Raw genomic sequence first — 26,936 nt, 5'->3', positions numbered from 1 at the left:
AAGTTAATTTCTAGGCTGAGCTGGTCTATCCGGTGAACTAGTTTTCAACCTTTAATCTTGCTCCCAGGCTCTTTTTAGCTTGTTTAGACTGATCCCCAGTCTGTGAGTGAAGTACCTAACCCCTAATCTTGCCGCCTAATACCCCTGGAGTTTAATTCAAATGCCTCAAACCATTGTCAACCTAACTTTACCGATCGTAACGGATAAGATTGACGCTATTCTGGCGGCCTATCCGCTCTACGAATACCGCCAGGTTTTTGCAGTGCCTGAACTGCGGCAGAAACTGACGGCCTACGTTCTCGCTCGGCTGCCGGTGGTGTATGTCGCGATGGACAGCAGTACGGCCTGTGATATGGCACCGACGGGGCATTGCTACTCCTCTGAGCAGCACAATCAGATCAATCAGCTGATTCACCAAGGAATTGAGGCTTTGCTGGGACGGCCCGAAGTTTCCCAGCGTCGCCCTAGCACCGAGCGGGTTGAGGCTGATCCCATTCCGTCGAGCTGGTTCGGATAGATTGGCCGGGTTTCCGTTCGGTTCTACCCATACCTCAATTGTGATTAAGGGCGTAGTCTCGTAATAGACGGTGGGTTGTCTGGAGTGGGCAACCTGCTGACTGCGGCTTAAGTGCCGTAGTTGGCCGATCGCAGAGACAGGTGACGCCTTGGTGCAGCAGTTTCTACCCCTTAGTCCATTGCTCAGTGAGCAGCAGGTTTCGTCTGGCCCCCGGCTAGAGGAAGTTCATTGGCGGCCTGGTGCTAGTACGCCCCAGGCTCACATTCAGGCTGAGCAAGAGTGGTTAAGTGGTCTTACAGCCCTGATTAGGCTACTACTCGAACTTCCTCCAGACTCTGTCCTAGCGGAGGCGGATGGGCCGCTGCCGCTGATGGGCGGGGTGTTGTCGGGGCCATTTCCAGTGTTGCCCGATCGCCTTATGGGGCGGCGGTTGGCTCACTGGCTTTTGGTGCCCGAACAGCTAGAGCAGATTCTGGCCGTAACCCGCCCTCTGCTGCCAGGTCAGGGGAAAGGATCGGCCACAGCTCCCGCCTGTGATTTGCAGATGGTGCCTCTAACCAGCAGTGACCCACTAGTGGGAGAACGGTTTTGTCTGCTGCTGACCCGGCGCATCAGCCTGCTGTTGGTGCTGGGCTATGATGCTCAGGGACTACCCCAGTTTCAGTTTTCCTTTGCTCCTGAGGTGGTGCAGCAGGGCTGGCAGCGTTTGCGCGATCGCGTTGTGGCTACCCGTCCCCCCCTGGTGCAGGCCCTCGATCGCCTGATCGATCAGTTTCCTCCCGTTGAGCCCGACTATCGCCTGGTGACTCGCTACAGCCATTTGCTCATGGCCCAACTGCGCCATCTGCCCCCTGGGTCAGTCGAGGCTGAGGGGCATGGATCGGCTGTGGCTATGCCGACCTTAGCCCTGCCCGCTCGCCCTAGTGTGGCGGCCTTTCAGACTGACTCGCCCCCTCACTTTCAATCTGTATTCGGCAGTGCTGCTGAGGCAACCCCTGAACCCGCCGAGGAGGGCAGCCCCGATACTGAGCTGCTCAAGGCAATGGCCCACGAAATTCGTACGCCCTTGACGACAATTCGCACGCTGACGCGATCGCTGCTCAAGCGCAAAGATATCAGCGATGAAGTGGGTAAGCGGCTGCGGCTGATCGATCGCGAATGCACCCAGCAGATCGATCGCTTTAGCCTGATTTTTCGAGCTGTAGAGCTAGAGACCGATCGGACGGCCAGACCGCGATCGCCCCTGTCGGCGATCTCCCTCAACCAGCTATTTGACGATGCCATTCCTCGCTGGCAGCAGCAGGCCAGTCGCCGCAACCTCAGCCTGACGGTGAACGTACCCCCCTGTCTGCCCATGGTAAATAGTGACCCAGCTATGCTGACCCAGGTGCTGACCGGGCTGATCGACCGCTTTACCCACAGCTTGCCTCCTTACAGCCACATCGAGCTAGCGGTCACCCTGGCTGGGCACCAGCTTAAGCTTCAGTTTCAGTCGCTGCCCCCCACGGGCTGTGATGACCAGCCCAAGCCTGATCCCTTCTCGTCGCCCTTCAAGGCTCTGGGGCAGTTGCTTATGTTTCAGCCCGAAACCGGGGGCCTCAGCCTTAACCTCAACGCCACCAAGAATCTGTTTCAAGCCTTAGGCGGCAAGCTGATCGTGCGGCATCGTCCCCAGGCTGGCGAAGTGCTGACGGTATTTTTACCCCTAGAGACTAAAACGCTGTAAGCCGCTCATGGTGACCGCTGTGAACTTCAGAGACTCTCTAGGGAGGGCTTTTAGAGAGTTAAGAGCAATCCCACCGCGAGCTATAGCTGGGATGACGCGTTGCTTAACCATCGGCAATGGCTATGTCCAGATTTGGTGTTGCGTCGGCCCAATCAGCCCGGTCTAGGCGATAGACCGAGCAGTCATCGTCGCCAAAGCGGCGGTGCTCTACAAATTTGAACCCGAGGCGCTCATAGAATCGGTGGGCGCGGGTGTTGCTAGTCAGCGGGTCAATCAGCACCGCTGTCACCAATGGATTCTCAAAACAGCGAGCCAGGGCCAGCCGCATCATGGTGGTGCCATAGCCTTTGCCTAACTCGGTGGGTTCGCCAATCCAAATGTCGATCGCCCGCAAATTGGCCGGTACGTCGCCCCAGTAGTGGCTGTCTTCCTGGGCAGGATCAATAATTTGAATGAAGCCGATGGGGCGACCGTTGAGTTCAGCCATGAGCTGCTCGCGCCAGGTGGGGGTGCGGGCTAGCTCTACCTCCCAGCCCCAGTCGTCGTTGGGGTCGGCGGCGATCACCTGAGGTTGTTCATCCCAGTGGCGCAGTAGGCCTAGGTCGCTCAAGGTAGCGGGCCGCAGGGTAATGGTGCTTGACTCAGGCATGGTTGTCACCTGCTGATTCAATGTTGGCTAGCCGCCTGACCACTATAGGTTTTGCGTACTCTTTTGCCAAGACACGATAGAAATCTGCAACGGTGTCAAGTTAGGCAACCGTGAAATTACCTGGTCTTTTTTGAGCTGGAACCTGGTAGTGCAATTCCACAAAGTTTTGGCCGTAGGTTTTGGCTGACAGCAGCTTCAAGGGCGGATCGACCCGCAGCGGAAACAGGGGAGCACCGCCGCCGAGGGTGACCGAGGCAATTTGCACCACAATTTCATTCAGCAGCCCAGCGTCGTAGAACTGACCGGCCAGATCGCCGCCACCGACGATCCACACGTTTTTGTCGCCAGCCGCGATCGCCATCTCCTGGTGAAAGGGCTGGACGTCGCCACTGACAAAGCGAACATCGGCATGCTCAATCGTCGGCAGCTGGCGCGAGGTGAAGACCCAGGCTGGTACTTTGTAGGGCCAGGGCTGGGGGTTGTCAGCCTCAGCAGAAAAATCGTGGTCGTAGATCCACTGGTAAGTGGTGGAGCCCATGGCGATCGCCCCTACTCCCTCCAAAAAGGCATCAAACGTATTCGGCTCTAATTCGCCAAACTGAAACAACCAGTCGAGAGAATTGTTTGGGTCGGCGATAAAGCCATCTAAGCTAGTCGCTGTGTAATAAATGGTGGCCATGGTAGATTGTGCTCCCTCATGGTGTTGAGTCAGGATTTAGGGACGGCTACAAAAGATTTAGGGTCTCAAAGCAGCGACGCGTTAGCTCAAGGCGGACTGGGGCATCGGCATCACTGCGCATGTCGATGTTGGTGGCAAACAAGTAGACGTTTTCCCCCTGCTCTAGATAGCCGACATACCAGCCAATTTGGGGTTGATCGGCCTCGCCCAAGCCAGCCCAGCCGGTCTTGGCCCGCAGCGTGTAGTCAGGGGTGCGCTCGGTGATCATAATGTCTTTGACCGTAGCTATGGTCTGCTCAGAAAATGGCAGTTCGTTGCGGTGCAGACGCTGCAAGAACTCGATTTGCTGCTGGGGCGTAATCCGCAGATCGCCCTCTAGCCAGAAACTGTCGATCGCATCAGGGCCACCAATGGTTTGGTTGCCGTAGCCTGCCTCGCTGACCCACTGCTGCATGCGATCGTGCCCCACCCGCCGCGATAGCACCTGGTAAAACCAGACGGCGGATAGGTTAAACGCTGTTCGCATGTTTTGATCTCGATTCCAGGCGGGCACCATGCGCTCAACGCCATCCCAGGTCAAGATAGCCAGATCGTTGGCGATTACTCCAGTTTCAAGCGCAATTAGCGAGTTGAGAATTTTGAAGGTGGAGGCGGGCAGAAAGGCTTGGCGGTTGCGATCGCGATTGTGCTCATAGGTCACGTTCTGATTCACATCGTGAATGATGATCGACCCTTCTACCCCTAGGGCTTGAAAGTGCTGGGCAAATTGGGCTTCTACATCGGTAGATTGCTGGGCGACTGGCGGTGCGATCGGCGCTGCGCTGGGTTGAGCAACGGCAGGCGATGTCGAGAGAGCCACCAAGCTGCTGACGGCTAACCCCAAGAACCACGGATAGGCACGATCCACAAGATTGATCTCCTGATTAGGGCAAAATTGATGGACGGAGTCAACTGTACATAGTACCTGGGTACTTGTCTAGCTCACGCAGGGTTGAAGACGGCTAGGGCTGTCAGTGCTATAAGACCTATGAATTGAATGCCAAGGTCGTGATTGATCACCGCTGGCCATTGCTGAGACCAGAGCTATGGCCATGATCGAGTGTTATGGGCGCTGGCAATTCGCTAGAGCGACAGAGTTAGGCAGGCAGCGGCCCCGAGAGCGGCTGCGGTGCGAACGTGGTTCCACAGCGTCCAGTTAGTCAGGTATTTGGCCCAGAGGGTCGCGCCCTCGGCACTGTCTGGATTTACCGTCGCCAGCGCATCGTTGAGCGGCACATTAAAGGCGATGGTGACAAGAATAGTGCCGAGCAGGTAGAGCAGGCTGCCAATGAGCAGATACTTAGCGCTGGGTAGCCCCTTGATGAGCGAAGCAACGACGAGGGCGAGACAGCCTGCCGCTGTGCCAAACAGCACGCCCATAAACCAGGGATTGATCACGGTGATGTTGATCGACTGCATAGTGGCAATGCCCTGGGCGGGCGGTTGCTGGCCCAAGGCTTGCATCACAAAGGTAGAAAAGGCGAAGAAGACGCCTGCAACCAATCCGCAGCCAAGGGCGGTGCAGAGTTTGAGGGGAAAGAGCCAGGAGTCGGGAGTCATGGGGAGGGGGAGAGAGGGGAGCGTTTTAAGTGCTGAGTTGGGGATCTCAATTCAAAATTCAAAACTAAACACTCAAAATTTTCTTGCCTATGCTGCTGCTAGATCCATAATCTGCTTGCGGGCTGCGGCAATGGAGGTAGCCAGGCTTTCGCTGCTGTGCTCGTCGTTTTCTACATGCACGAAAGTGATATCGGTGATGCCGATGAAGCCGAAGGCTACCCGCAAGTAAGGGTCTTGGTGGTTCATGTGGCCGTATCGATCGCCGGGGCCAAAGCCTGACGCGCCTCGGGCGGTGATGACGAACATTTTTTTGCTGTGGAGCAGTGGTTTGTAGGGGTCTTCGGTATCTTCGGGATCAATGGCGAAGGTGCGGCCAGTGCGCACAATTTGATCAATGTAGGCTTTGAAGGTGCTGGGGACACTGAAGTTGTACATGGGGCACCCCACGACTACAACATCGGCGGCGATCAGTTCGTCGATCAGGCGATCGCTCACCTTCAGAGCCTCTTGCAGTTCCGGCGTGCGCTGCTCCTCCGGGGTATAGGCGGCAACAATCCAGGGCTCATCCACATGGGGCACGGGCTGGCGACCAACATCGCGGTAAGTGACGGTGTCGGCGGGATGGGTCTGTTTCCAGGCTTCGACAAATTCGCGGGTCATGCGACGGGAGTGCGATCTTTCCCCTCGCGGGCTTGAGTCAATATGTAAAAGGTGTGCCATAGGGCCTCCAGGTCAGTACCCGTTTAGCCTAGGAAACCTTACTGGTTGGGCGCTATTTGATTCTTGGGGGGCTGTCAAAATCTTGCGGTGAGCTAGCCGCTAGTCCAGCAATCGCTTCACAGATAGGGAGATATCAGGAAATGTGGGGGGAGAAATAGTGCCTTCCGTTAGCGTGGCTTGCGATCGATAGGTGCCCTCAACCGGGTCACGCATGACAATTAACCCCATTGTCTGGAGGTTGACGATCCAATATTCAAGAATCCCTGCGGCAGCGTAGGCATTGGCCTTGGGGTCTGAATCTTTTCTCAAACTGGTGTTAGAAAACTCAATTAGCCAAAAGACGTTTTCTGGGTAGGGATGGTGTCTGAGGTACTCCCGACCCAAGGGCTGTACCACAGCGATGTCAGGCTCAGGTTCTGACTGGGTGGTTGGGATCGTAATTGGTTTGCCTTGCAGCACCTCAGCCCGATCGCCCAGCAATTGCTCTAGATATTTCGCGCTGGTGCGGCTGTAGTAGGCGTGGGGTTCTCCTTCGGGGGGCATTTCAATGATCTCTCCGTTCAAAAGCTCCACCCGGCGATCGCTGAGAATGCCCGCCGCAATCATTTGGTGGTAGTCCTCAAGGGTCCATTTTGCGATCGCAACGTGGGGGGTCATCGCTTTTCTCTGCCGCTATTGAGAGTGAAAACTCGCCTATTGTTCCATTCTGCCAGATAGACTTGAGGGGCTGGGCAGCCGGGCCTGGCGTAAGCTATCTCCGATGGAGAATTTAGCTATGAATGCAGCTAAAACCAGGCATGCCAAGGGTTTGCAAAACCGCCTAGGGATGGATAGCGCTGAGTTTACCTGCCTACCCACTCTGTCGAGTCAAGACTTGGCCTGGGAGCATCTTCAGGTGGGGCAATTTCAGCATCCGCCGGGGGAGTGCCGAATTGCCTCAAAATCGGAACATACAATTTGCCTCTCGCTGGCGGCGCGTCCGGTGCGGTTTTTGCAGATTAAAGACGGCAAAACCCACAGCAGTCTCTACGGCAAAGGCGATATTTCCATTACTCCGGCCCAGACCGCGTTTTTTGCCCGCTGGGATGACGACGACCACTACGTCGAGCTGCGGGTTGACTCTGGCTTTGTGGCCACCGTCGCGCAAGAAGCTCTGGGGCTGAACCCCGATCGCATCGAACTCATTCCCGAGTTTCGCCTGCGGGATGGACGGCTAGAGGCGATCGCCCTGATGCTGCTCGACGAACTTAACCAGGCCAACCCCGGCGGCAGGCTCTACGTCGAGTCGTTGACCAACCTGCTGGCGGTGCATCTGCTGCGGCAGTACGCCGTGACCAGGCCGCAATTACAAATTCACCCTGGGGGACTCCCCCAACGTCAGCTTTTGCCCGTGTTAGACCACATTCACAACGCCCTGGATGCTGACCTGAAATTGGCGGATTTGGCGGCGATCGCCGGTGTCAGCCCCTTCCATTTCAGTCATCAGTTTAAACAGGCGATGGGGGTGGCCCCCCACCAATACGTGCTGCAACAGCGGGTCGAGCGGGCCAAGCAGTTGTTGAAACAAACCAACCACTCTATTGTAGAAATCGCCCTGCTGTGCGGGTTTAACAGCCATAGCCACCTGAGCAAACAGTTTCGCCAGACCACCGGCACCACCCCCAGCACCTACCGAGCGATCGTGCAGTGAGCGTCCTTCCCGTGACTGACCCCGTGACCAAATTTGTGCTCTACAGCAAGCCCGGTTGCCACCTGTGCGAAGGGCTCGAAGAAAAACTCGTGGCCGCCGCCCACCTAGCCTTTGAGCTAGAGGTGCGCGACATCACCACTCGCGACGACTGGTTTCAGCGCTACCAGTACGAGATTCCGGTGCTGTGCCAGGTGATCCAGGGAGAATCGGGTAGCCAAGAAATTCCTTTGCCGCGCCTGTCGCCTCGGGCACCCCAGGCCAAGGTGGAGCAATTGATACAGACTTATATGGGCCAGAGTAAGGCAGAATAGGGCAACTTCAATGATGTGAGGAGTTGCTGACATGAAGCTGCGCCAACTGCTTGAGGGCCTGCCCGCTGGATTGATCGACGCCGAATTCACACTGGCGGAAGGGAACGATCCTGACATCAAGGGTCTGTGCACCAATTCCCACGCCTGCCAGCCGGGGGATGTGTTCATTGGCATGCCGGGCACGCGGGTCGATGGCGGTGAATTTTGGCCCAATGCTATGGAATCTGGCGCAGCGGCGGCGCTGGTGTCTGCCCAGGCTTTGCAGACTCGTCCCGCAGAGGACGATGCTTGCGTAGTGCCCATGACCGATATGTCAGTGGCCTGTGCCGAAGTGGCCGCGCGGTTCTACAACTACCCGGCCCGACAGATGGGGCTGGTAGGGGTCACGGGCACCAACGGCAAAACGACAACCACCCACCTGATCGAGCATTTGTTGAATGCGGCGGAGCAGCCCACCGCGCTGCTGGGAACGCTCTACACCCGCTGGCCCGGGCATCAGAAAACCGCTCTCTACACCACACCCTTTGCGGTCGAGCTTCAGGCTGAGTTGGCCACGGCAAGGGATGCAGGCTGTCGCTACGCCGTGCTGGAGGTCAGCTCCCACGCCCTGGCTCAAAAGCGAGTTTGGGGCTGCCCCTTTGAGGTGGCAGTGTTCACTAACCTGACCCAGGATCATCTCGACTACCACCGCGATATGGAGGACTACTTCCAGGCCAAGGCGCTGCTGTTTAGCGAGGGGTATTTGGCGGGTCGTGCGGTGGTGAATATCGATACACCCTACGGCGATCGCCTCGTCTCCCAGTTGCCCTGCGATCGCGTTTGGACCTACAGCACCCAAAATCCCGCCGCCGACTTGTACACCGGAGATCTCACCTACCAGGCAAACGGCGTCACCGGAACCCTGAAGACCCCAGTGGGCACCGTGCCCTTTAGCTCACCGCTGGTAGGGCAGTTTAACCTGGAGAATTTGCTGGCGGCGGTGGGGGCAGCCCTGCACCTAGGCGTGGCTCTAGACACGATCGCAGCGGCCCTGCCGGGCTTTGGCGGCGTGCCGGGGCGCATGGAGCAGGTGAAGATTTCTGAGGCCCAAGACATCAGCGTGATTGTGGACTACGCCCACACGCCAGATAGCCTAAAGAATTCCCTTCAGGCGGCGCGGCCTTTTGTGCCGGGGCGGTTGATCTGCGTGTTTGGCTGCGGCGGCGATCGCGATCGCACCAAGCGCCCCCAGATGGGCCGTATTGCCTACGAGCTGGCCGATGTGGTGGTCGTCACCTCCGACAACCCCCGCACCGAAGACCCTGAGCAGATTTTGCGGGATGTGGTGGCGGGCATTCCGGCAGAGCTAGGGAGTGATCAGGTGGTGGGCGATCGCGCCACCGCCATTCAGTCCGCCATTAACCTGGCCCAGCCGGGGGATGGCATTCTCATCGCGGGCAAGGGCCACGAAGACTACCAGATTCTTGGCACCGAAAAAATTCACTTTGACGACCGCGAACAGGCGCGCTATTTTCTCGAAAAACGGTATATGAGCTAACATTTTTGCCCTGAAATGGCGGCGTTATGTGAATACACGCAACATTCTCGCGGCCATTTTCAGTGGTTAAAGATACCCTAATAGGTGTTAGTGCTGATCTTGTTTTGGGTAGGCGCTAGCCTGGCCCCGGCCCGTTGGAGCACTATGCAGTCTTACCAAGAACAAGAGGTGTCGCTGCACCGGCTTCTACAGCTCAGTGCGGCAGCCCCAGACTATGTCCAGGTAAAACCCAAGGGGTTTAAGGCGATTCTACAGTCAACGGTAGAGTTCCTTGAAGCCCACGACATTCAGGCCCACCTGCTAGTCAAGCTGCCGGTGGGCGACCCCTGGAATGAGGATGTGCTGCGCTACAGTCAAGGGCTGCTGCTGCCCCATCGGGTGCTGCGGTTTGCTCGCCCTGACGCAGAGTCGCCCAACCTGGGCAACGAGGTGGTGGTGCCCTTGCCCGATAGCCACACCTGGCGCGGCGACTACTTTGTGGTGGTGCAATCTGAGTCCTTTGCGGCCATGCTGATTGCCCATCGGCTGCAGCCCCTGTCGGCTACTCCCCCAGGGCAGAGTCAGCGAACCCCCGAGGGCCGACGCGACCCCGAGGATGACGACGAGGCCTCACCGCCCCTAGAAGAAGCAACAGCGGCGCGATCATCGTATCTATCGGTGTGCTGTTCCATCAACCCCGACCTGGTGGCGACAGTGGTCAGCGCCATTCGCCGCCAGATTGATCAAGGCCTGGGCACCGCCGCTGTCGGGCTCGATCTGGCTACCCTGATTCAGCAGTGGCCCCAGCTAAGGCCCACTCCGTCACTCACCCCGGCTTACCTGACTCTGGTCGATCGCTGGCTCAACTGGCAGCTCACGCGCCAGGAACACCTGCGCCAGTCGGCCTCGACCTACCGCCGTCAGGCGCTAAACATGTCGAGTCTGTCATCCCAAAATGAGGTGTTGATCAACACGCTGCGCCTTAAGGATGACTTTCTCAATACGGTGGGCCAGGAGCTGCGCACTCCCCTCACCACCATCAAAACTGCTCTGACTCTGCTTGATTCGCCCCACCTCAAGCCCCCCCAGCGGCAGCGGTATATGGAGATGATCAGCCATGAGTGCGATCGCCAGAGTGCGCTGATTAGCGGCGTACTCAACCTGCTGCAGATGGAGACCAGCGTTAGCCAGGCTCAGCTCGACCCGCTAAATTTGTCAGAAACCGTGCCTCCGGTGGTCAGCACCTACCAGCCCCTGGCCGCAGAAAAGGGCGTTATGCTGGCCTACACCATCCCCAGCCAGTTGCCGCCGGTGCTCTGCCCCGACAGCTGGCTGCGACAGGTGATGATTCACCTGCTAAACAACAGTCTGAAATATACCCCCAGCGGCGGCCAGGTCTGGGTGACGGCGACGAGCACCGCAGACTACGCCGAGATCGAAGTGCGCGATACCGGCACCGGCATTTCGGCTAGCGATTTGCCCCACATTTTTGAGCAATTCTATCGGGGCCGCAACTTGCCACCTGCCGAAACCGAGGGGGCAGGTCTAGGGCTGTCGATTGTGCGGCAGCTGTTGTTGTACTGCGGCGGCACTGTAGTAGCTCGCAGCCAGCCTGGCGAAGGGACGACGATGGTGGTGCGGCTACCCATTCACCACCGGCGGCCCTGACCGTTAGAATGTGTGGTTTGAGCGGCGATTTGTTCTTTGACCTTACCTAAATCTGCATCGGCGGCCCCCGGCGATCGCTCCGATGCCAGGGCTGGGGCGGTTTATGCCCTGCTGGCCTACAGCACCTGGGGGCTGCTGCCTATCTATTGGAAGCTATTGGGCGTCGCTTCTGCCGTGGAGGTGCTCAGCCACCGCATGATCTGGTCGGCGGTGTTTTTAGTCGGTATCTTGCTGGTGCAGCGGCGGCTGGGAGATTTGCAAACGCTACTGCGATCGCCCCGCAAAGTGCTGGTGCTGCTGCTCACCGCCAGTCTGCTGACCTTTAACTGGGGGCTGTATATCTATGGAGTGAACAGCGATCGCGTCGTCGAAGCCAGCCTGGGCTACTACATCAACCCGCTGGTGACCGTGCTGCTGGGATTTATCTTTCTCAAAGAGCGCCTGTATCGGGGGCAGCAGGTAGCCGTAGCGCTGGCGGTAGTGGGGGTGGGCTACTTCATCTGGCAATTGGGCACCGTGCCGTGGATTGCTTTGGCCCTGGCAATTTCCTTCGCGTTTTACGGCCTGTTGCGCAAAGTGGTGGCAGTGGGGCCGCTAGTGGGCCTGGCGGTCGAAACCCTACTGATTACCCCTTTAGTGCTGCTGTTTGTAAGCTGGCTCGCGGCCAACGGGCAGGGGCACTTTGGGGAAAGCCTGCCAATCACTCTGCTATTTATTGGGGCTGGGGTGGCGACGTCGATGCCGCTGCTGTGGTTCAACAAAGCGGCCAAACGGCTGACCTTAGCAACCCTCGGCTTCTTTCAGTATCTCGCTCCGTCGCTATCGCTGCTGCTGGGGGTGTTTGTGTATGGCGAGCCCTTCACCCCAGTTCACGTGGTCACCTTTGCCTGTATTTGGACAGCTCTGCTGCTGTATTCCGTCACGGCGCTGCGGGCTAGGGGCAGGGAACTGCGCTGATGTCTATAACTTGTCCGTAGGAGCTGGTTTCGGTCACCCAGCCAGTGCTGCCATCAAAGATGGTGACTTCTAGCCAAGCGCGGCCATCGCCGGAGTTCTGCCGCCAGGGTGGATTGCGAGAGGCGTAAATGGTATCTCCGGCATTGTAGTCAGCAATAATACTGGCGTTTGTGGCAGGCGTAGCCCTTACCGAAAGCCGCACATTGGCCCGAAAACAGGCCCGTGCCGTCGATGGTGGCCTGTCGCTGCAGGGCGATAAAACCGAGGCGCTGATCCAGCCCATAGGCTGTACAGACGACAAACCGTTGAAGTTATTCCCTAAAAAGATTTGAGCCCGGCCTTCGGCTACAACCCCAGTTAAAAGTACCTGAGTACCGGCTGGCAGAGTACCCAGGCGGTTGGCGATCGGCCCCAGCCTGGTGTTGTCAAAAACCTCGACGGTTTGGTTGAGCCGTCGGCACTGGCGAATGAGACTCTGGTTTTCTTGCAGGTCTTGAACGACGATTCTAGACCCCTGGGCTAGGGCTGTTGGGGTGAAGCCATAGGCGATCGCCGCCGTTGTTGCCAGCCCAATCGCCAGCGGTCTCAAGGGGTTCATGCTTACTGCCATACCATCTCCTCACTATAGGTTTTGCCAGTCAAAAGTATCCCGACTCAAAAAACATCCTGCTGGGCCTGCTGGGCTAGGACGTAATCGGGCTGCCCTACCGCCAGTTTTCGCGGCGCAGCAGGGGGTTCATAAATTCGTTCAGCCCCTCACCTACGAGAGACAGCCCCGTCACCATCAGGGTCAGGGCCAGCCCCGGAAATAGCGCCGTCCACCAGATGCCCGTGGGCAGCGCATCGAGGGCCTGGCGAATGTCGGCCCCCCACTCGGGTATCTGTTCGGGCAGACCCAGCCCTAAAAAGCCCAGGCCACCCAGCACCAAAATGGCGTCGGCGGCGTTGAGGGTAAACAGCACCGGCACGCTTTGAATCACGTTGAGAAACAGGTAGCGGGTCAGCACCGTCCAGGTCGAGGCCCCCATCGCCTGAGCGGCTTCGATAAACAGCTCGGTCTTGACGCTGACGGTGTGGTTGCGCACCACCCGGTAATACTGGGGAATGTAGGCAATACTGAGGGCGATCGCCGCATTGACCACCCCCCGACCCACCACAAAAGCCAGGGTGACCGAGAGCAGCAGCCCCGGCAGGGTGTAGATCGTATCCATAAAGAACAGCAGGGCGCGATCGAGCCAGCCACCCAGGTAGCCGCTGAGCATACCCAGGGGCACCCCGATCGCTACGCTGAGCAGCGTGGCCAGCAGCACCACCTGCCAGGCGGCGCGAGTGCCAAACAGCGTGCGCGAAAACACGTCGTAGCCCTGCCGCGTGGTGCCAAACCAGTGGTTGCTGCCGGGAGGCTCATGGGTAGGATTTTGCAGGGCGGTGGTGGGGTCAAGCAGCCAGCCCCAGCTCTGCATCAGCGGCGCTAGCAGGGCAATCAAAATAAACGCCAGGGTGATGGCCAAGCCTACCCCCATCAGCACCATCGACACATTGGCCGCTGGTTTGGCGGCTGGGTTGCGCAGCAGGGGCAATCGCGGAGTGGTAGCCATAGCAGCGCACCGGGCAGTAGTGAATAGGCTCTTATTATGCCAGAGCCAGGGCCAAAGACCGGGACTGGGGGCGATTCCCCCAGGGGAGGCTCTGCCATCGCCCAGTCCACCCGCAGGCGTTGTCATAATGAATTGAGTCAGACTGCAACCGATCGCCGGGTCAAATCTTGCTCAGCATGGCAAGACCCGTTCATCCTGCATCGCCCTACCTGTTTTCTGGAGCCCCCATGACCGTCACCAATAGCGCCACCGCTCTACCTACGCCCCAGGTTTTAGAGGCCGCTGCCTCCGGGGCAAACCCCAGTGCTCCGCAGGTGACAGCGGCCCTGCTAGAGGCCGAGCGGCAAACCAAGGCCGAACGGCGGCAGTTTACCCCAGAGGCGCTGTTGGGTACCTGGCGGCTGCGGTTCACGGCCCCTAAAAAGCCCGCCTACAAAGCTGGGAAACCCCAGGGCAGTGGGTTTTACATGCCGGGGATTGCGATCGCGACCATTCGCTTCAACCGAGACGACCATGACCAGCTAACCATTCAAAACCAGCTCCAGGTGGGACCAGCTAAACTGCGGTTCACGGGGCCAGCCAAGTTTTTGCCGAAGAAAAACCTGCTGGCCTTCGATTTTGTGCGTCTTCAGGTGCTGGTGGGTGATTTGACGCTGGTTAATCTACCTCTACGCAGCAAAGCCGCTAAAGCAGGCGATTTTGCGGCTACTTCGGTGGCTAAGCTGCCGTTTTTCTCGTTCTTTTTGACTGAGGAAGGCTATGTGGCTGCTCGGGGGCGCAGCGGTGGGCTGGCCCTATGGGTCAAAAAATAAGAAGGGCAAAAAAATTGGGGCAGGTTACCCCACCCCATAGGGACATGTCTTGATATCAGCAGAGCCATCGGTAAGGATGCCCCGCAAAGCCGCTCAGGCTAGGGTTTCGGGGCAGTAGCCCAGGCCCATCACAAACTGACGGCGGAAGGCTTCAATCTCTTCGCGATCGGGCTTGCCGTGGGAGACGATCGCCACCTGGTAGCGGCGCATCACATCGATGGGCGATTGCCCGGTTTCCAGGCCCCACAGCGCCATGCGTACGCGAATGCCGGGGTCGTAGGCTACGCCCAGCTCGTTCATGTAAGCGCGAAAATCTTCGGCATCGGGAACGCCAATGTTGTCGTTCATTTTGACCCGAATGACCCATCCGTCGATCTGATGAATCACCGTCATAAATTCTAGGGGCAATCTCGGGGTGCCCAGCAGGTGTTCGACCACACGGAGGGTCAAACTGGCATTGGCGAGATAGTAGGTGTATTCCATCATTGACCTTTAGGCAGGTGCTAGAGTTCTTATGTCCTTATTGTCTGGGATCAGCCCTGAGGTTGTTAGGGTTAAGTCCCCCTACTCCACCTGGGTGTATCCACCCAACCTGCTAGACGATGCGCGATAGTTCACAACTTGCCCCAGAGACGGATTCAAGGGCTCAGCTCCCTTCCGATGAGTATTCCCTGGCAGCCTACCAATATTCTCTTCCGTCAGAAAAAATTGCCCAAACCCCAGTCACGCCAAGGGATTCATCGCGTTTGCTGGTGGTCGATGGCCCCACTACTCACGGCCACTATCACTTCCGCGACCTGCCTGCCCTGCTGCACCCGGGTGACTTGCTCGTTCTCAACGACACCCGGGTGATCCCGGCCCGGCTACCTGGGTATAAACCCAGTGGTGCTCAGGTCGAAGTGTTTTTGCTGGAGGATCGGGGGGACAATCAGTGGCTGGCTCTGGTGCGTCCGGGTCGCCGCCTCAAGCCAGGGGCGACGGTGCATTTTGGCCCCAATCCCAACCAGCCTGACCTGGTGGCCCAGGTGCTCGCCACCGACCCTGAGACCAACGGTCGCCTGCTGAAGTTTGCGCCCCAGGGCAGTGAGTCCCTCTTGGCCCTGTTTGAGCGCCTGGGGGAAGTCCCCCTGCCGCCCTACATTACCGACACGGCGGCTTCTGCTGAGCAATACCAGACGGTCTATGCTGAGACTCCTGGGGCGGTGGCGGCTCCGACGGCGGGACTGCACTTTACGCCTGAGCTGTTTGAGCGGTTAGAAGAGAAGGGGATAGGGCGATCGCACATCACCCTCCACGTCGGTGTGGGCACCTTTCGCCCGGTGGAGGCCGAAAACATTCTCGACCACAAAATGCACGGTGAGTGGATCGATGTCTCGGCGGAAACCGTGGCGCAGATCAACGCCACCAGGGCTCGCGGAAGACGGGTGATTGCTGTCGGTACAACGGTGGTGCGGGCTCTAGAAGGGGCTGCCCAGGGCGGCGAGCTACAACCCTACCAGGGCAAGGTCAACCTGTTTATTTACCCCGGCTACGAGTACCGAGCGATCGATGGGTTGATCACCAACTTTCACCTGCCGGGCTCTAGTCTGCTGATGCTGGTGAGCGCGTTGATTGGCCGAGAGCGATTGCTGGGGCTGTATGAAACCGCTATTCAGCACGACTACCGCTTCTATTCCTTTGGCGACGCCATGCTAATTTTGCCTGAGGCCGTCCAAGGTGAAAACATTGAGCGGTAGGGGATTGATGAGGCTGGTGGTCGGGCGATCGCGCTCCGGTACTCTACTTGGGTGTCAACCCTGCCTGTTCTTTGGCAAAAGCTGATCAAACGATGTCGTTTTCTCGCCACACATTATCTAGCGCGTCCGTGCCTCTAGCCTACCAACAGTGGGGAGACGGAGAACCACTGATGCTGTTCCACGGGCTAGCCGACCACGGGTTGGTGTGGCAGAGCCTGGCCGAAAGCTTGGGGCCGCGCTATCGCTGTCTGGCCCCTGACCTGCGCGGTCATGGCGACAGCGGCAAGCCTGACGATGTCGCCGCTTATGATGCGCTTGAACTGGTTGACGATTTAGAAGCGCTGGCGATCGCCTGTCACGCTGATCGAATCACCGTTGTGGCCCATTCGTGGGCCGCCAAACTGGCCTTGCTGTGGGCCAAGCGGCAACCCCAGCGCGTTCGCCGTTTGGTATTGGTGGATCCGTTTTTTGTGAATCAGTTGCCGAGCTGGTTGCAACCTACGTTGCCGCTGTTCTATCGCACCCTGCCCTTTTTGAAGGTGATGGGGCCGTTTGAGAGCTATGGGGCGGCAGAATCTGTTGCCCGCACCCTGAAGCAGTACCGGGGCTGGAGTCCGCTGCAAGCCGCCGTATTTCAAGCTGGTATGGAGCAGAAGCCCGATGGCCGCTGGGGGAGCAAGTTTGCGATCGCCGCCCGCAACGGCGTGTTTCACGACACGCTCCATCGGGCTGGCCTAACCACAAATCTGACGGTGCCGACCCTACTGCTGCTGCCCCAAGCCGGGCTCAATCGCACGGCTTGGCAGCTCAAACCCTACCGTACCCACCTGCCCAACCTGCAAATACAGGCCATCCCCGGCAACCACTGGCCCCACCTGGTAGAGCCAGAGGCGTTTAATCAAAGCGTGACCGATTACTTGGGAGGGTGACTGGAGAGAAGGGTTATCAGGTGTAGGGTTCAAGGTTTTAGGCAGCGTCTCGAACCTTGAACCGTTATTTCAACCCATCACAAATTAATCGTGAATGGATCCATCGGGCATAATTGCCCCAGTGAGAATGGCCCCGGTGAGCTTCACCATGGTGCGGCCCCCCACGGCTACCTTTGCGCCGCTGAGGTCAGCCCCGCTGAGGTCAGCCCCGCTGAAGTCGGCCCCGATCAGGTCGGCTTCGCGCAGGTTGGCGTGGCTGAGGTCGGCCTGGAGCAGGTTGGCGCGAAACAGTTTGGCCTTGCTGAGGTTGGCGCGGTTGAGATTAACCTTGTGCAAAAAGGCGTCGCTGAGGTCGGCCCCACTGAGGTTGGCCTCGCTGAGGTTCCGTCCCCCGAAGTCTTTTTCGCGTAGGTTGGCTCCGCTCATGTCGGTGCCGCTGAGGTCGGGGCTCTGGCGCGATCGCGCGGCTCCGCTACGAGTGTGGGCGTTGTAGCTGTTGTAAGAATCGCTAGGAGGTTTGGAGCTGGCCTGGCTGCTGGGGGGGGAGCTAGGTGTTTTGCCGTTGGTACTGGCCTGACTCTGGCTACTCGAACTGCCCTTGGCGCTGGCAGCCTTATCGCCCCCTACCCCTGCTGCGGCATCGCGCCGCTCACGGTAGGTTTGCGACTGGCTGGTGCTAGAGCTTGAGGAAGAGGAACCGCTGCTGGACGTGCTAGAGCCTGAGGATGGGTTGCCGTCGCTCTGGCTGGCCCCGTAGTAACTGCCGCCGTAGGTGTTGCGCTGGTAGCGATAGTAACGATTGTGGGAGCTCGATCGCTGTTCTTCGCTGTCGGCATCTTGAGACTTGGCGCTACCGTAGCCGTTGTTATTGTAGCCATTGCTGTAAGCAGAGCGATAGTCGCTGGTGCCGTAGTTGCTGGCTGTCGAGGGACGATAGCTGCTGCTGGCGGTACCGTAGCGACTGCTGGCCGAGCTGGAGCTGCTGCGACTATTGCGGTTGTGCGATCGCAGCAAATCTCGGGCGTGGTTCAGCGCTTTGATCTTGTCTTGGGCTTTTTGATAGAGGCGCTCGTTGTCTTGGGGAATGCGATCGGGGTGCCAGACGAACACTAGATCTTTATACGCCTGGTTGACATCCTCGATCGAGGCACCGGGCTCTAGCTCCAAAATTCTATAGGCGTTGTCCAGCTCTCGCATGTAGAGACAATCTCGCGCTTAGGGTGTCAAGGCCGGTGCTCAACTCATAACATTTTAGGCGGGTTCCCCCCCTAGCGTAAGATCTAGGCCGTTATCTACTGGTTTGCTTAACGGCTTTGAACCTAAATCCCTTGATTCTTCGACAGAATTTGGGGGATCGGCGCAGCTTAATATACATACATTAAGTTCAGTGCGTCTTCCAGCATGTTGCTTTCAGCATGTTCTAGGCGGCTGGTTAGCAGGAAGGAGAGGGCAATGCGTGTACTGGTCATCGGTGGCACCCGGTTTATTGGGGTGTATCTAACCAAACTATTGATTGAGCAGGGCCACGAGGTGGTGCTGTTTAACCGAGGCAACCATCCCGCGCCCGTAGAGGGGGTGCCGACCATTGTGGGCGATCGCACCGACCCCAACAGCCTCAACCAGCTCGCGGGCGAAACCTTCGACGCCATTTTCGACAACAACGGGCGCGAGCTGAGCGATACCCAGCCGCTGGTTGAGCTGTTTGGCGACAAGCTCCAACACTTTGTCTACGTCAGCTCCGCCGGGGTATATCTTAAATCTGACCAAATGCCCCACATCGAAGGCGATGCAGTGGATCCGAAGAGCCGCCACAAGGGCAAGTTTGAAACCGAAGCCTACCTGCAAGCCCAGGGGGTGCCGTTTACCTCGGTGCGCCCGGTCTACATTTATGGCCCGCAGAACTACAACCCGCTAGAAGCCTGGTTCTTTGATCGGGTGGTGCGCGATCGCCCCATTCCCATCCCCGGCAACGGCATGCACCTCACCCAGCTGGGCCATGTGCAAGACCTGGCGGCCGCTATGGCAGCGGTGCTGGGGAACGAGACGGCGATCGGCCAAATCTACAATATCTCCGGCGAAAAAGCCGTCACCTTCGACGGCCTAGCTCGCGCCTGCGCAACAGCAGCTGGTAAGGATCCTGATAGCCTCAAGATTGTTCACTACGACCCCAAGGCTTTTGATTTTGGCAAGGCGAAGGCTTTCCCGATGCGGGTGCAGCACTTCTTTACCGCGATCGACAAGGCCCAGGCAGAACTGGGCTGGGCACCCACTTACGACTTGGTTGCGGGCCTAAAAGATTCGTTCCAGAACGACTATCTTGCTTCTGGCGCCGACAAAGCCGCGATCGATTTTGCCCTTGATGACAAAATTTTAGCGGCCTAAAAAACCTCCAGGTAGGGTGGGCATTGCCCACCCTCAAACCGAGAAAACAACTGACAGCTTTCTGGTAAAAGAGCTTGCTCTAGGGTGAGCATTGCCTACCTTTTGGTCTAGCGCTAATCGCGGGATAGCTATCTCACGTGCTACGACCGTCAGCTGACAATCGCCGCGATCGCATTACAGCCTTAGTCTCAGTTGCCTTCTATAGGTCATCCTTTAATCACCTAACTTTCCCAGACCGTGATCTCTTGACTACAATGGAAAGATTGGGAAGATTTTCCCATTGATGATCTGGGCGTCTAGCAATGTGTGGCTTCCAGGTCTGCTGAACCATTCATCTGCCTAAAAGGCCCAAGCTATGCCACTGCCTGTTGTTGCGGTTATCGGACGCCCAAATGTGGGCAAATCTACTTTGGTGAACCGCCTGGCCGGGGCTCAAGACGCCATTGTCTACGACCAGCCGGGGGTGACACGCGATCGCACCTACCAGCCCGCCTTTTGGCGCGATCGCGACTACCTAGTCGTCGATACCGGCGGCCTAGTCTTTGACGACGACACCGAATTTTTGCCCTACATTCGCGAACAGGCCCAGCTAGCTCTTACTGAAGCCAGCGCGGCGGTATTTGTGGTTGATGGCAAAATTGGCCCCACCGAGTCAGACCGTGAAATCGCCTCCTGGCTCAGGCAGCAGTCGGTGCCGGTGCTGCTAGCAGTCAACAAGTGCGAATCGCTGGATTACGGGCTAGTGCAGGCGGCTGAGTTTTGGGAGCTGGGGTTGGGTGAGCCCTACGCCGTCTCCGGCATCCACGGCAACGGCACGGGGGAACTGCTCGATGCTTTAGTAGAGTTCCTGCCCGAAACCGTTGAAGAAGCCGCCGAAGAAGAAGTCAAAGTCGCCATTGTCGGGCGGCCCAACGTGGGTAAATCGAGCCTGCTGAATGCCTTTGTGGGCGAAACCCGCGCCATAGTCAGTCCGATTTCTGGGACGACTCGGGATGCGATCGACATGCAGGTGCAGCACGGCGACAAGATCTATCGCCTGATTGACACCGCTGGCATTCGCAAGAAAAAAAGCGTGGAGTACGGGCCAGAATTCTTTGGCATCAACCGCGCCTTTAAAGCCATTCGCCGTGCCGATGTGGTGCTGCTGGTGATCGATGCCCTCGACGGTGTGACCGAGCAAGACCAAAAGCTGGCGGGCCGCATCGAAGAAGATGGCCGCGCCTGCATCATCGTCGTCAACAAGTGGGATGCGGTGGAAAAAGACAGCCACACCATCTACGACTTCGACCACCAAATTTCTGCTCGACTCAACTTTCTCGATTGGGCCAAGCGCATTTTTGTTAGCGCTAAAACCGGCCAGCGGGTGCCCAAAATTCTAGAGCTGGTCGATCAGGCGGTCGAGCAGCACCGTCGTCGGGTCAGCACCTCAGTCGTCAACGAAGTGCTGGAAGATGCAGTCAAGTGGCACACGCCACCCACCACCCGCCAGGGTCGCCAAGGCCGCATCTACTACGGCACTCAAGTCACCGTGCGGCCACCGTCCTTCACGCTGTTTGTCAATGATCCCCACCTGCTGAAGGACAACTACCGTCGCTATGTGGAGCGGCAGTTCCGCGAAAATCTGGGCTTTGAGGGCACACCGATTCGCATCTTCTGGCGAGGCAAGGCCATGCGCGACCTGGAGCGCAACAACCCCAACCGAGCGACAAAGGTGAAGTGAAATTTTGGATTTAGGATTAGTTAGGCGTGTTGGTTAAAATCCTTGCGACTTGAGTCTGCAAGCTTTCTCTGTCGAGATAGCTATAGCTCAAAATCGCAAATCCAAAAGCCGAAATCGGTCAAGGTAGTCAGCAACCAACCCACAACTCCATGGATCTACTTCGCTCTCTTCCCATTGGCCTTTATCTAGAGCAGCCAGTAACCTGGCTGCACCGGCTTGATCCCAGGGTCAAGATGGCCTGGCTGATGAGCATTTTGGTGACGCCCATTTTGGCGAATGCCTACTGGCGGTTTGGGCTGGTGGCGCTGCTGGTGCTGCTGACTCTAGTGGCGCTGATTCCGCTGCGGGTGTGGCGACAGCAGATGGGCTGGCTGGTGGTGCTGAGCGGCTTTGTGATGCTGCTGACTTTTGTTATGCCCGATGGGCTGCAAGTGGCGCAGACGCCCCGGCTGCCCACCCCAGCCGATATGATTACCCTAGAGAATCCGCCGGAGGTACTGCCGGAGCTGCCGCAGCCCACAGCGTATCGCTATGTGGTGTTTGACTGGGGGCCAGTTAAGGTAACGCGGCGATCGCTCGATCTGGGCATTCGCATTGGCACCCTGCTGTTCACGCTGATCTACGGCACCAATCTGTACCTGCTCACCACCGCGCCCGAAGAAATTACCGTGGCCCTAGAGGCACTAATGGCTCCGCTGCGGTGGTTTCGCTTGCCGGTGACCGAGATTGCCCTGACGGTGACGCTCTCCCTGCGGTTTATTCCCCTGGTGCTGGAGGAGGTGCAGAATTTGGTGCGATCGGTGCAGACCCGCGCCATCAACTGGAAGAAACTGGGCTTTCGCGGCTCAGCCCAAGTGTGGCTATCGGTGATGGAGCGCCTGCTGCAAAATCTGCTGCTGCGGGCCGAGCAGATCGCGGCAGCCATGGAGGTGCGCGGTTTCACCGGCCCCAATGAGCACCGGGTGCGCTGGTATCAGATGGTGCTGCGGTCGTGGGACTGGTTTGCTCTGGGGCTATTAATCGTGTTTTGGTGGGCGCGGTGGGTTTGGGGAGGCGAGATTTGAACTGGTGGGTGCGATCGCAGCCCCTCAATCACCGCACCGGCAGCGACATCTTCGAGGCCCTCTACGGCGATCTGTTGCGGCAGCCCCCCAGCCCCTCAACCCTGGTGGCTCTGTTAGAGAGCCCCTATCCTTTACCGGTTGCTGCCCAGCCCCACGCTCAGCACAGTCGCTACTCCATCTGTGCTGGGCCACCTAGCCCCATCGGATCGCTTTCCCAGGTGTGGACTCCAGCGGTGGGAAGTGTTTTATCTACGCTGAGCGAACGGTTAGCTGAGGGAGGACAGCTCCAGCTAGTTGGCGACGAAGCCGCGATCGCTGAGCAAACGCTGCCATTTACCGGGGGCTGGTTGGGTTGGTTGGGCTACGATCTGGCGTGGGAAATCGAGCGGCTGCCCACATCAAATACCGATCCCTTACCCTTTCCCGTGGCGCTCTGGTACAAGCCTGCAACCTTCGCTGTCCTCGACCATCAGGCGCAGCGGCTGTGGCTGTTTGCACCTTCCCAAGACGCGCTGGATGATCTGGGGAAACAGCTCAGTCTACCGGCGGAGCAAGAGGCCCCAATCGCCCTAGTGACGGGCGATCCCCGCGCTGTAACGCTAAGCATGACGGCGGCAGAGTACCAGCGGGCCGTTGTGCAAGCCAAACAGCATATTCAGGCGGGGGATGTATTTCAGGTCAATCTTTCTCTGCGCTTCTCGACGGTTACTACAACCCATAGCTGGGCGCTGTACCGCCAGCTGCACCAGATCAACCCGTCGCCCTTTGCCTGCTACTGGCGCACTCCCTGGGGCGATGTCATTAGCTGTTCACCAGAACGACTGGTGAAATTACAGGATGGCATTGCCCAGACTCGACCCATTGCCGGTACCCGTCCTCGGGGATCAACGCCAGAACAGGATGCAGAGCTGGCCAAAACCTTGCTCAGCAACCCCAAAGAGCGGGCTGAGCACATCATGCTGGTCGATCTGGAACGCAACGATCTGGGCCGGGTGTGTCGGTGGGGCACCGTGCAGGTCAATGAGCTGCTGACCGTGGAGTACTACAGCCATGTGATGCACCTAGTCAGTAATGTAGTGGGTGAGCTGGGGCGCGATCGCCGTTTTGGGGGAGGGCATCAATACACTGCTATTGACCTGATCCAGGCTACTTTTCCTGGTGGTACCATCACCGGCTGCCCGAAGGTGCGCTGCATGGAAATTATCGAAGATCTAGAACCCGTGCGCCGCAGCTTGTTCTACGGATCCTGTGGCTATCTCGATCGCCGTGGCCACCTCGATCTCAACATTCTGATTCGCACGCTGTTGGTTGGGCATACTGATAGCTTAATGACCGCATCTACCGTGTGGGGTCAGGTCGGGGCTGGCATTGTAGCCGACAGCGATCCGGCTAAAGAGTGGCAAGAATCCCTGCAAAAAGCCAGGGCACAACTGCTGGCGCTGGGGTTGGGTTAATTCCGCTATTCCCCGCAACTCAGGGCGATCTGTTTGAGAATGCATGCAGACAGCACGCCAGGTTCTAGAATGCATGTGGCGAATTGAACAGACATGACCATCATCCTGCCGTAAGGAAGAGCTTCTCTCATACCTGAATGAGCACAGAAACCTATCTAAATCACCCCAATTTTGGCCTGCTCTTTAGAGTGTGTATAGTAGACGACGGTCAAGAGCTGTATGCCACGCTATATGCCCAGCGGCTGTTTTTTTTGGTCACCAATTCCCCCACAGAGGGGCTAGTGTTTCAACCCCTGGGCCGGAGCAACGCTCGCATGATGCTCGAAAGTCGCCTACGGATTTTGCGGCGGGCAGGCCAGCAGGCCGACTTCGATCGCCTCCAGCACACCTATAAGCAAACCTTTCAATGACCGCTGCCCCCGGTGCCCTGCCTGAGCAATTTGAGCGGATTCGCCAAAGCATTCCCCCCACGGTAACCCTGATTGCGGTGACCAAGTTTTTGCCGGTAGCAACCATCCGCTCTGCCTACGACAAAGGGATCCGCCATTTTGGCGAAAGCCGGGTGCAGGAGGCGATCGCTAAACAAGCCGACCTCAGCGACCTGCCCGACATCACCTGGCACCTGATCGGCCACCTGCAAACCAACAAAGCCCGCAAAGCCGTCGAGCACTTCGACTGGATTCACTCGGTGGACAGCTTAAAGCTGGCCGAACGCCTCGACCAAGCGGCTCAAGAACTCGGGAAAGTGCCCCACTGTTGTCTCCAGGTTAAACTGGTACCCGACCCGCCCAAGGCTGGCCTTGAAGCGGCTGAATTGCCTGATCTGTTGCCCCAGTTCGACCAGCTAGCGCACCTTCAAATTTGCGGCCTAATGACCATTCCTCCTCAAGGGTCTAGCCCAGATACGGTGCGCGAGGTGTTTGCGGGGGCCAAATCCCTGGCTGATACCATCAACAAAACCAGCTTTAAGCGATTGCACATTGACCAGCTTTCTATGGGCATGTCAGGGGACTATGGCGCGGCGATCGCCTGTGGAGCTACCATGGTGCGCCTCGGTACCATTCTGTTTGGCGCTCGACCGTCGTCTACCTGACTCCGTTAGGGAGGGATGCAGTCATTTTTGCCCTCGGTTGTCAACTCGAATCAGCGGCAGAGATAGCGGTGGGGCAATGGGTTGGGGCGATCGCTGACCGCCTTGAGCGCCTGTTATTCTTCCAGTCAGAAAATCACGTTCTGACGCAAAACCAAAACACGATTAGAAAAACTTTAACTAATTGTGAATTGACTCTTCCTTTTTTGGGTTTCGTGTATACTGTTGACTCAATATTCTGAGTACAGGATATTAACTCAAACCCTAAGCCTGCCTAGCTCAGAGAGAAGCGTCACCCCACGGTGTTGTTCTATCCACTGAGTTTTTGAGACTAGGTTTAGTCGGTCAGCAGCCCTCCTAGAGGGGCTGACTACCCCAAAAACCCCAGGCTAGCCCCATTAATTTTCACAACAGCCGTTGCAAATGGAAAATTGGCGCTATCATGGCCCTCGGATAACCGGAGCATGATGCCCCCTATTGGTCAACGGCCACGGGGTTGGTCTACCAGAGTGATAGTCATCGTGGAGTGTAAGTTGTGAGCAATATGTTTTCTAAACTGCGGGACTTCGTTGGCCTTAACGACCCAGCAGATTACGACTACGAATACGAAGAAATGGATGGAGAGGAGTACCAGAACCTCTACCAAGAAGAAAACACCCAGCCGATAGTGCAGCCGCCCCAGCCCGAAGAAATTCGCCGGAGCCGCCCCCGTCGCGAACGAATGATGCCCACTGATGCAGGAATGACCCCGATGGCCAGCAACGTAATTGGTATGCCCGGTGCCATGAACGGCACCTCCGAAGTGGTGGTGATGGAACCCCGCTCCTTTGAAGAAATGCCCCAGGCCATTCAGGCGCTGCGCGAGCGCAAGTCGGTCGTCCTGAACCTCACCATTATGGATCCCGACCAGGCTCAGCGTGCTGTTGACTTTGTGGCGGGCGGCACCTACGCCATTGACGGGCACCAAGAGCGCATCGGCGAAAGCATCTTCCTGTTTACGCCCAACTGCGTACAGGTGAGCACTCCCACCGAGTACGAAGAAGAAGTCTTCATGGGTCAGCCCCAGGGTATGCCCATGCCCGGCCAAATGCCCCCCGCTCCCGCTTGGGGTTCCGAGTCTATTGCTCGCATGGCCTAGCGTTATCCACGCTTGATCAACACGTGACTATCACCGCTCCCGGTCTAGTACCGGGGGCTACCTTAGGTTATTGTCTTCACTAGCGATCGCAACTGATCGAGTCGTCGGTGAGGATGGTTATGCCTGAGGCAACATTTGGGGTTATCGGCGGCGGGATGATGGGAGAAGCTCTCATCACCCGCCTTCTTGATCAAGGGGTTTTTGTTCCTGAAGCGGTGATCGTGAGTGACCCCCAGGCAGCGCGGCGAGAGATTTTGCACCATACCTACGGCGTGCAGACTACCGCAGAGAATCAAGCTGTAATCGATGCCGCTGAGACAGTCTTGCTGGCGATTAAGCCCCAAATGCTGGAGGCTGTAGCCGAAAATCTCAGGTTCCCAGAGCGAGAGAAGCCACCGCTGCTGCTGTCGATTTTGGCCGGCGTGACGCTGGCCCGGCTAGAACAGGAATTCTTGGGCTGGGCAGTGGTGCGAGCCATGCCCAATACGCCCGCTACGGTAGGGGCTGGGGTGACGGCCCTGGCGGCAGGAGAGGCGGTGAGCACTGCCCAGCGAGAACAGGCTTGCGCCATCTTTGCCAGCGTCGGTACCGTAGTCGAGGTGCCCGAATCGCAGATGGATGCGGTCACGGCGCTTTCAGGTTCTGGGCCAGGCTATATCGCCTTAGTGGTGGAGGCCCTGGCCGATGGTGGTGTGGCGGTGGGGCTGCCGAGAGCGATCGCGCTAGAGCTGGCGATCGCCACCGTACGCGGCACCGGTGAGTTGCTGCACCAGGGCGATCTTCACCCCGCCGTGCTCAAAGACCGCGTTACCAGCCCCGGCGGTACCACCATTGCGGGCATTGCGGCCCTAGAGGCGGGCGGGCTGCGATCGGCCCTGATCGAAGCGGTGCGATCGGCCTACCTGCGGTCTAAGGAACTAGGGCAGTCTTGATCAAGCTTCAGGCGATGCAAGCATACAATTGAAGTGTTTGGGAGTGTAT

28 protein-coding genes are annotated in these 26,936 nt (G+C 57.9%); 18 read left to right on the top strand and 10 right to left on the bottom strand.

Annotation, left to right across the window (positions count from 1 at the left end; translation table 11 throughout):
- Positions 1 to 160 precede the first annotated feature (160 nt).
- Positions 161 to 517 carry a hypothetical protein gene (locus H6G07_RS11495; RefSeq protein WP_073609906.1) on the top strand — a complete coding sequence of 119 codons (357 nt, stop codon included), beginning with the start codon at positions 161 to 163 and terminating at the stop codon, positions 515 to 517.
- A 151-nt stretch (positions 518 to 668) separates the two neighbouring features.
- Positions 669 to 2,243: a sensor histidine kinase gene (locus H6G07_RS11490; protein WP_244901951.1), complete on the top strand. Its 1,575-nt coding sequence runs from the start codon at positions 669 to 671 to the stop codon at positions 2,241 to 2,243.
- A 103-nt stretch (positions 2,244 to 2,346) separates the two neighbouring features.
- Here H6G07_RS11490 and H6G07_RS11485 read toward each other — a convergent pair whose 3' ends face one another.
- The 6 genes from H6G07_RS11485 to H6G07_RS11460 form a co-directional block, all read right to left on the bottom strand.
- On the bottom strand, positions 2,347 to 2,892 hold the full coding sequence (locus tag H6G07_RS11485; protein ID WP_073609908.1) for a GNAT family N-acetyltransferase: 546 nt from the start codon (positions 2,890 to 2,892) through the stop codon (positions 2,347 to 2,349).
- Positions 2,893 to 2,992: 100 nt separating this feature from the next.
- Positions 2,993 to 3,571, bottom strand: coding sequence for a dihydrofolate reductase family protein (locus H6G07_RS11480; protein WP_073609909.1), 579 nt, complete (start codon positions 3,569 to 3,571; stop codon positions 2,993 to 2,995).
- Between the two features lie 46 nt (positions 3,572 to 3,617).
- On the bottom strand, positions 3,618 to 4,487 hold the full coding sequence (gene blaOXA / locus H6G07_RS11475) for a class D beta-lactamase (RefSeq protein ID WP_139297127.1): 870 nt from the start codon (positions 4,485 to 4,487) through the stop codon (positions 3,618 to 3,620).
- Between the two features lie 206 nt (positions 4,488 to 4,693).
- A complete protein-coding gene (locus H6G07_RS11470) occupies positions 4,694 to 5,170 on the bottom strand; it encodes an anthrone oxygenase family protein (RefSeq protein WP_073609911.1) in 477 nt (158 codons plus the stop codon).
- An 87-nt stretch (positions 5,171 to 5,257) separates the two neighbouring features.
- Positions 5,258 to 5,890 carry an FMN-dependent NADH-azoreductase gene (locus H6G07_RS11465; protein WP_073609912.1) on the bottom strand — a complete coding sequence of 211 codons (633 nt, stop codon included), beginning with the start codon at positions 5,888 to 5,890 and terminating at the stop codon, positions 5,258 to 5,260.
- A gap of 99 nt (positions 5,891 to 5,989) precedes the next feature.
- A complete protein-coding gene (locus H6G07_RS11460; RefSeq protein ID WP_073609913.1) occupies positions 5,990 to 6,547 on the bottom strand; it encodes a Uma2 family endonuclease in 558 nt (185 codons plus the stop codon).
- Between the two features lie 118 nt (positions 6,548 to 6,665).
- Between H6G07_RS11460 and H6G07_RS11455 the strand changes: the two genes are divergently transcribed.
- The 5 genes from H6G07_RS11455 (at position 6,666) to rarD (ending at position 12,032) form a co-directional block, all read left to right on the top strand.
- Positions 6,666 to 7,580 (top strand): helix-turn-helix domain-containing protein, encoded by a 915-nt coding sequence (locus H6G07_RS11455; protein ID WP_242026736.1) that lies wholly within the window; start codon positions 6,666 to 6,668, stop codon positions 7,578 to 7,580.
- An 11-nt stretch (positions 7,581 to 7,591) separates the two neighbouring features.
- Complete coding sequence (locus H6G07_RS11450; protein WP_338420694.1) at positions 7,592 to 7,891, top strand: glutaredoxin family protein; 300 nt, start codon at positions 7,592 to 7,594, stop codon at positions 7,889 to 7,891.
- Positions 7,892 to 7,922: 31 nt separating this feature from the next.
- Positions 7,923 to 9,428 (top strand): UDP-N-acetylmuramoyl-L-alanyl-D-glutamate--2,6-diaminopimelate ligase, encoded by a 1,506-nt coding sequence (locus H6G07_RS11445; protein WP_073609914.1) that lies wholly within the window; start codon positions 7,923 to 7,925, stop codon positions 9,426 to 9,428.
- Between the two features lie 144 nt (positions 9,429 to 9,572).
- Positions 9,573 to 11,075, top strand: a complete 1,503-nt coding sequence (locus tag H6G07_RS11440) for an ATP-binding protein (RefSeq protein ID WP_073609995.1) — start codon at positions 9,573 to 9,575, stop codon at positions 11,073 to 11,075.
- Between the two features lie 36 nt (positions 11,076 to 11,111).
- Positions 11,112 to 12,032, top strand: a complete 921-nt coding sequence (rarD, locus tag H6G07_RS11435) for an EamA family transporter RarD (RefSeq protein WP_073609915.1) — start codon at positions 11,112 to 11,114, stop codon at positions 12,030 to 12,032.
- Here the strand turns inward: rarD and H6G07_RS11430 are convergent.
- Both H6G07_RS11430 and H6G07_RS11425 read right to left on the bottom strand, forming a co-directional pair.
- Positions 12,010 to 12,642: an SH3 domain-containing protein gene (locus H6G07_RS11430; RefSeq protein ID WP_139297128.1), complete on the bottom strand. Its 633-nt coding sequence runs from the start codon at positions 12,640 to 12,642 to the stop codon at positions 12,010 to 12,012. The two genes, rarD and H6G07_RS11430, sit on opposite strands and share 23 nt — an antisense overlap.
- A 94-nt stretch (positions 12,643 to 12,736) precedes the next feature.
- A complete protein-coding gene (locus H6G07_RS11425; RefSeq protein WP_073609917.1) occupies positions 12,737 to 13,630 on the bottom strand; it encodes an ABC transporter permease in 894 nt (297 codons plus the stop codon).
- Between the two features lie 227 nt (positions 13,631 to 13,857).
- Here H6G07_RS11425 and H6G07_RS11420 point away from each other — a divergent pair, with 227 nt between their 5' ends.
- Entirely contained in the window at positions 13,858 to 14,442 is a 585-nt protein-coding gene (locus tag H6G07_RS11420) for a hypothetical protein (RefSeq protein ID WP_073609918.1), read from the top strand.
- Between the two features lie 93 nt (positions 14,443 to 14,535).
- On the opposite strand, the gene H6G07_RS11415 is transcribed toward H6G07_RS11420, so the two are convergent.
- A complete protein-coding gene (locus tag H6G07_RS11415; RefSeq protein WP_073609919.1) occupies positions 14,536 to 14,925 on the bottom strand; it encodes a hypothetical protein in 390 nt (129 codons plus the stop codon).
- A gap of 119 nt (positions 14,926 to 15,044) precedes the next feature.
- Here H6G07_RS11415 and queA point away from each other — a divergent pair, with 119 nt between their 5' ends.
- Together queA and H6G07_RS11405 are read left to right on the top strand one after the other, a co-directional pair.
- Complete coding sequence (gene queA, locus H6G07_RS11410) at positions 15,045 to 16,178, top strand: tRNA preQ1(34) S-adenosylmethionine ribosyltransferase-isomerase QueA (protein ID WP_073609920.1); 1,134 nt, start codon at positions 15,045 to 15,047, stop codon at positions 16,176 to 16,178.
- A 128-nt stretch (positions 16,179 to 16,306) separates the two neighbouring features.
- Complete coding sequence (locus H6G07_RS11405; RefSeq protein WP_338420693.1) at positions 16,307 to 17,107, top strand: alpha/beta fold hydrolase; 801 nt, start codon at positions 16,307 to 16,309, stop codon at positions 17,105 to 17,107.
- An 84-nt stretch (positions 17,108 to 17,191) separates the two neighbouring features.
- On the opposite strand, the gene H6G07_RS11400 is transcribed toward H6G07_RS11405, so the two are convergent.
- The gene (locus H6G07_RS11400) at positions 17,192 to 18,304 is read right to left on the bottom strand and encodes a pentapeptide repeat-containing protein (protein WP_073609922.1); all 1,113 of its coding nucleotides are present in this window, start codon (positions 18,302 to 18,304) and stop codon (positions 17,192 to 17,194) included.
- A 255-nt stretch (positions 18,305 to 18,559) separates the two neighbouring features.
- On the opposite strand from H6G07_RS11400, the gene H6G07_RS11395 reads away from it, so the two are divergent.
- The 8 genes from H6G07_RS11395 (at position 18,560) to proC (ending at position 26,887) form a co-directional block, all read left to right on the top strand.
- Positions 18,560 to 19,489 carry an NAD-dependent epimerase/dehydratase family protein gene (locus H6G07_RS11395; protein WP_073609923.1) on the top strand — a complete coding sequence of 310 codons (930 nt, stop codon included), beginning with the start codon at positions 18,560 to 18,562 and terminating at the stop codon, positions 19,487 to 19,489.
- A gap of 355 nt (positions 19,490 to 19,844) precedes the next feature.
- Positions 19,845 to 21,209 carry a ribosome biogenesis GTPase Der gene (der, locus tag H6G07_RS11390; protein WP_073609924.1) on the top strand — a complete coding sequence of 455 codons (1,365 nt, stop codon included), beginning with the start codon at positions 19,845 to 19,847 and terminating at the stop codon, positions 21,207 to 21,209.
- Between the two features lie 149 nt (positions 21,210 to 21,358).
- Positions 21,359 to 22,273 (top strand): energy-coupling factor transporter transmembrane component T family protein, encoded by a 915-nt coding sequence (locus H6G07_RS11385; RefSeq protein ID WP_073609925.1) that lies wholly within the window; start codon positions 21,359 to 21,361, stop codon positions 22,271 to 22,273.
- Positions 22,270 to 23,727, top strand: a complete 1,458-nt coding sequence (locus H6G07_RS11380; RefSeq protein ID WP_073609926.1) for an anthranilate synthase component I — start codon at positions 22,270 to 22,272, stop codon at positions 23,725 to 23,727. The genes H6G07_RS11385 and H6G07_RS11380 overlap by 4 nt, the downstream gene beginning before the upstream one ends.
- Before the next feature lie 137 nt (positions 23,728 to 23,864).
- The gene (pipX, locus tag H6G07_RS11375) at positions 23,865 to 24,137 is read left to right on the top strand and encodes a transcriptional coactivator PipX (protein ID WP_073609927.1); all 273 of its coding nucleotides are present in this window, start codon (positions 23,865 to 23,867) and stop codon (positions 24,135 to 24,137) included.
- Positions 24,134 to 24,820, top strand: a complete 687-nt coding sequence (locus tag H6G07_RS11370; protein WP_073609928.1) for a YggS family pyridoxal phosphate-dependent enzyme — start codon at positions 24,134 to 24,136, stop codon at positions 24,818 to 24,820. The genes pipX and H6G07_RS11370 overlap by 4 nt, the downstream gene beginning before the upstream one ends.
- A 532-nt stretch (positions 24,821 to 25,352) precedes the next feature.
- Complete coding sequence (locus tag H6G07_RS11365) at positions 25,353 to 25,955, top strand: cell division protein SepF (protein ID WP_073609929.1); 603 nt, start codon at positions 25,353 to 25,355, stop codon at positions 25,953 to 25,955.
- Between the two features lie 119 nt (positions 25,956 to 26,074).
- A complete protein-coding gene (proC, locus tag H6G07_RS11360; RefSeq protein ID WP_199312035.1) occupies positions 26,075 to 26,887 on the top strand; it encodes a pyrroline-5-carboxylate reductase in 813 nt (270 codons plus the stop codon).
- Positions 26,888 to 26,936 lie beyond the last annotated feature (49 nt).

It is taken from the genome of Phormidium tenue FACHB-1052, assembly GCF_014696675.1.
Taxonomy (GTDB): domain Bacteria; phylum Cyanobacteriota; class Cyanobacteriia; order Phormidesmidales; family Phormidesmidaceae; genus Nodosilinea; species Nodosilinea tenuis_A.
Note: the sequence above shows the minus strand (reverse complement) of the source record. Positions and strands in the feature narration are given on the sequence as shown.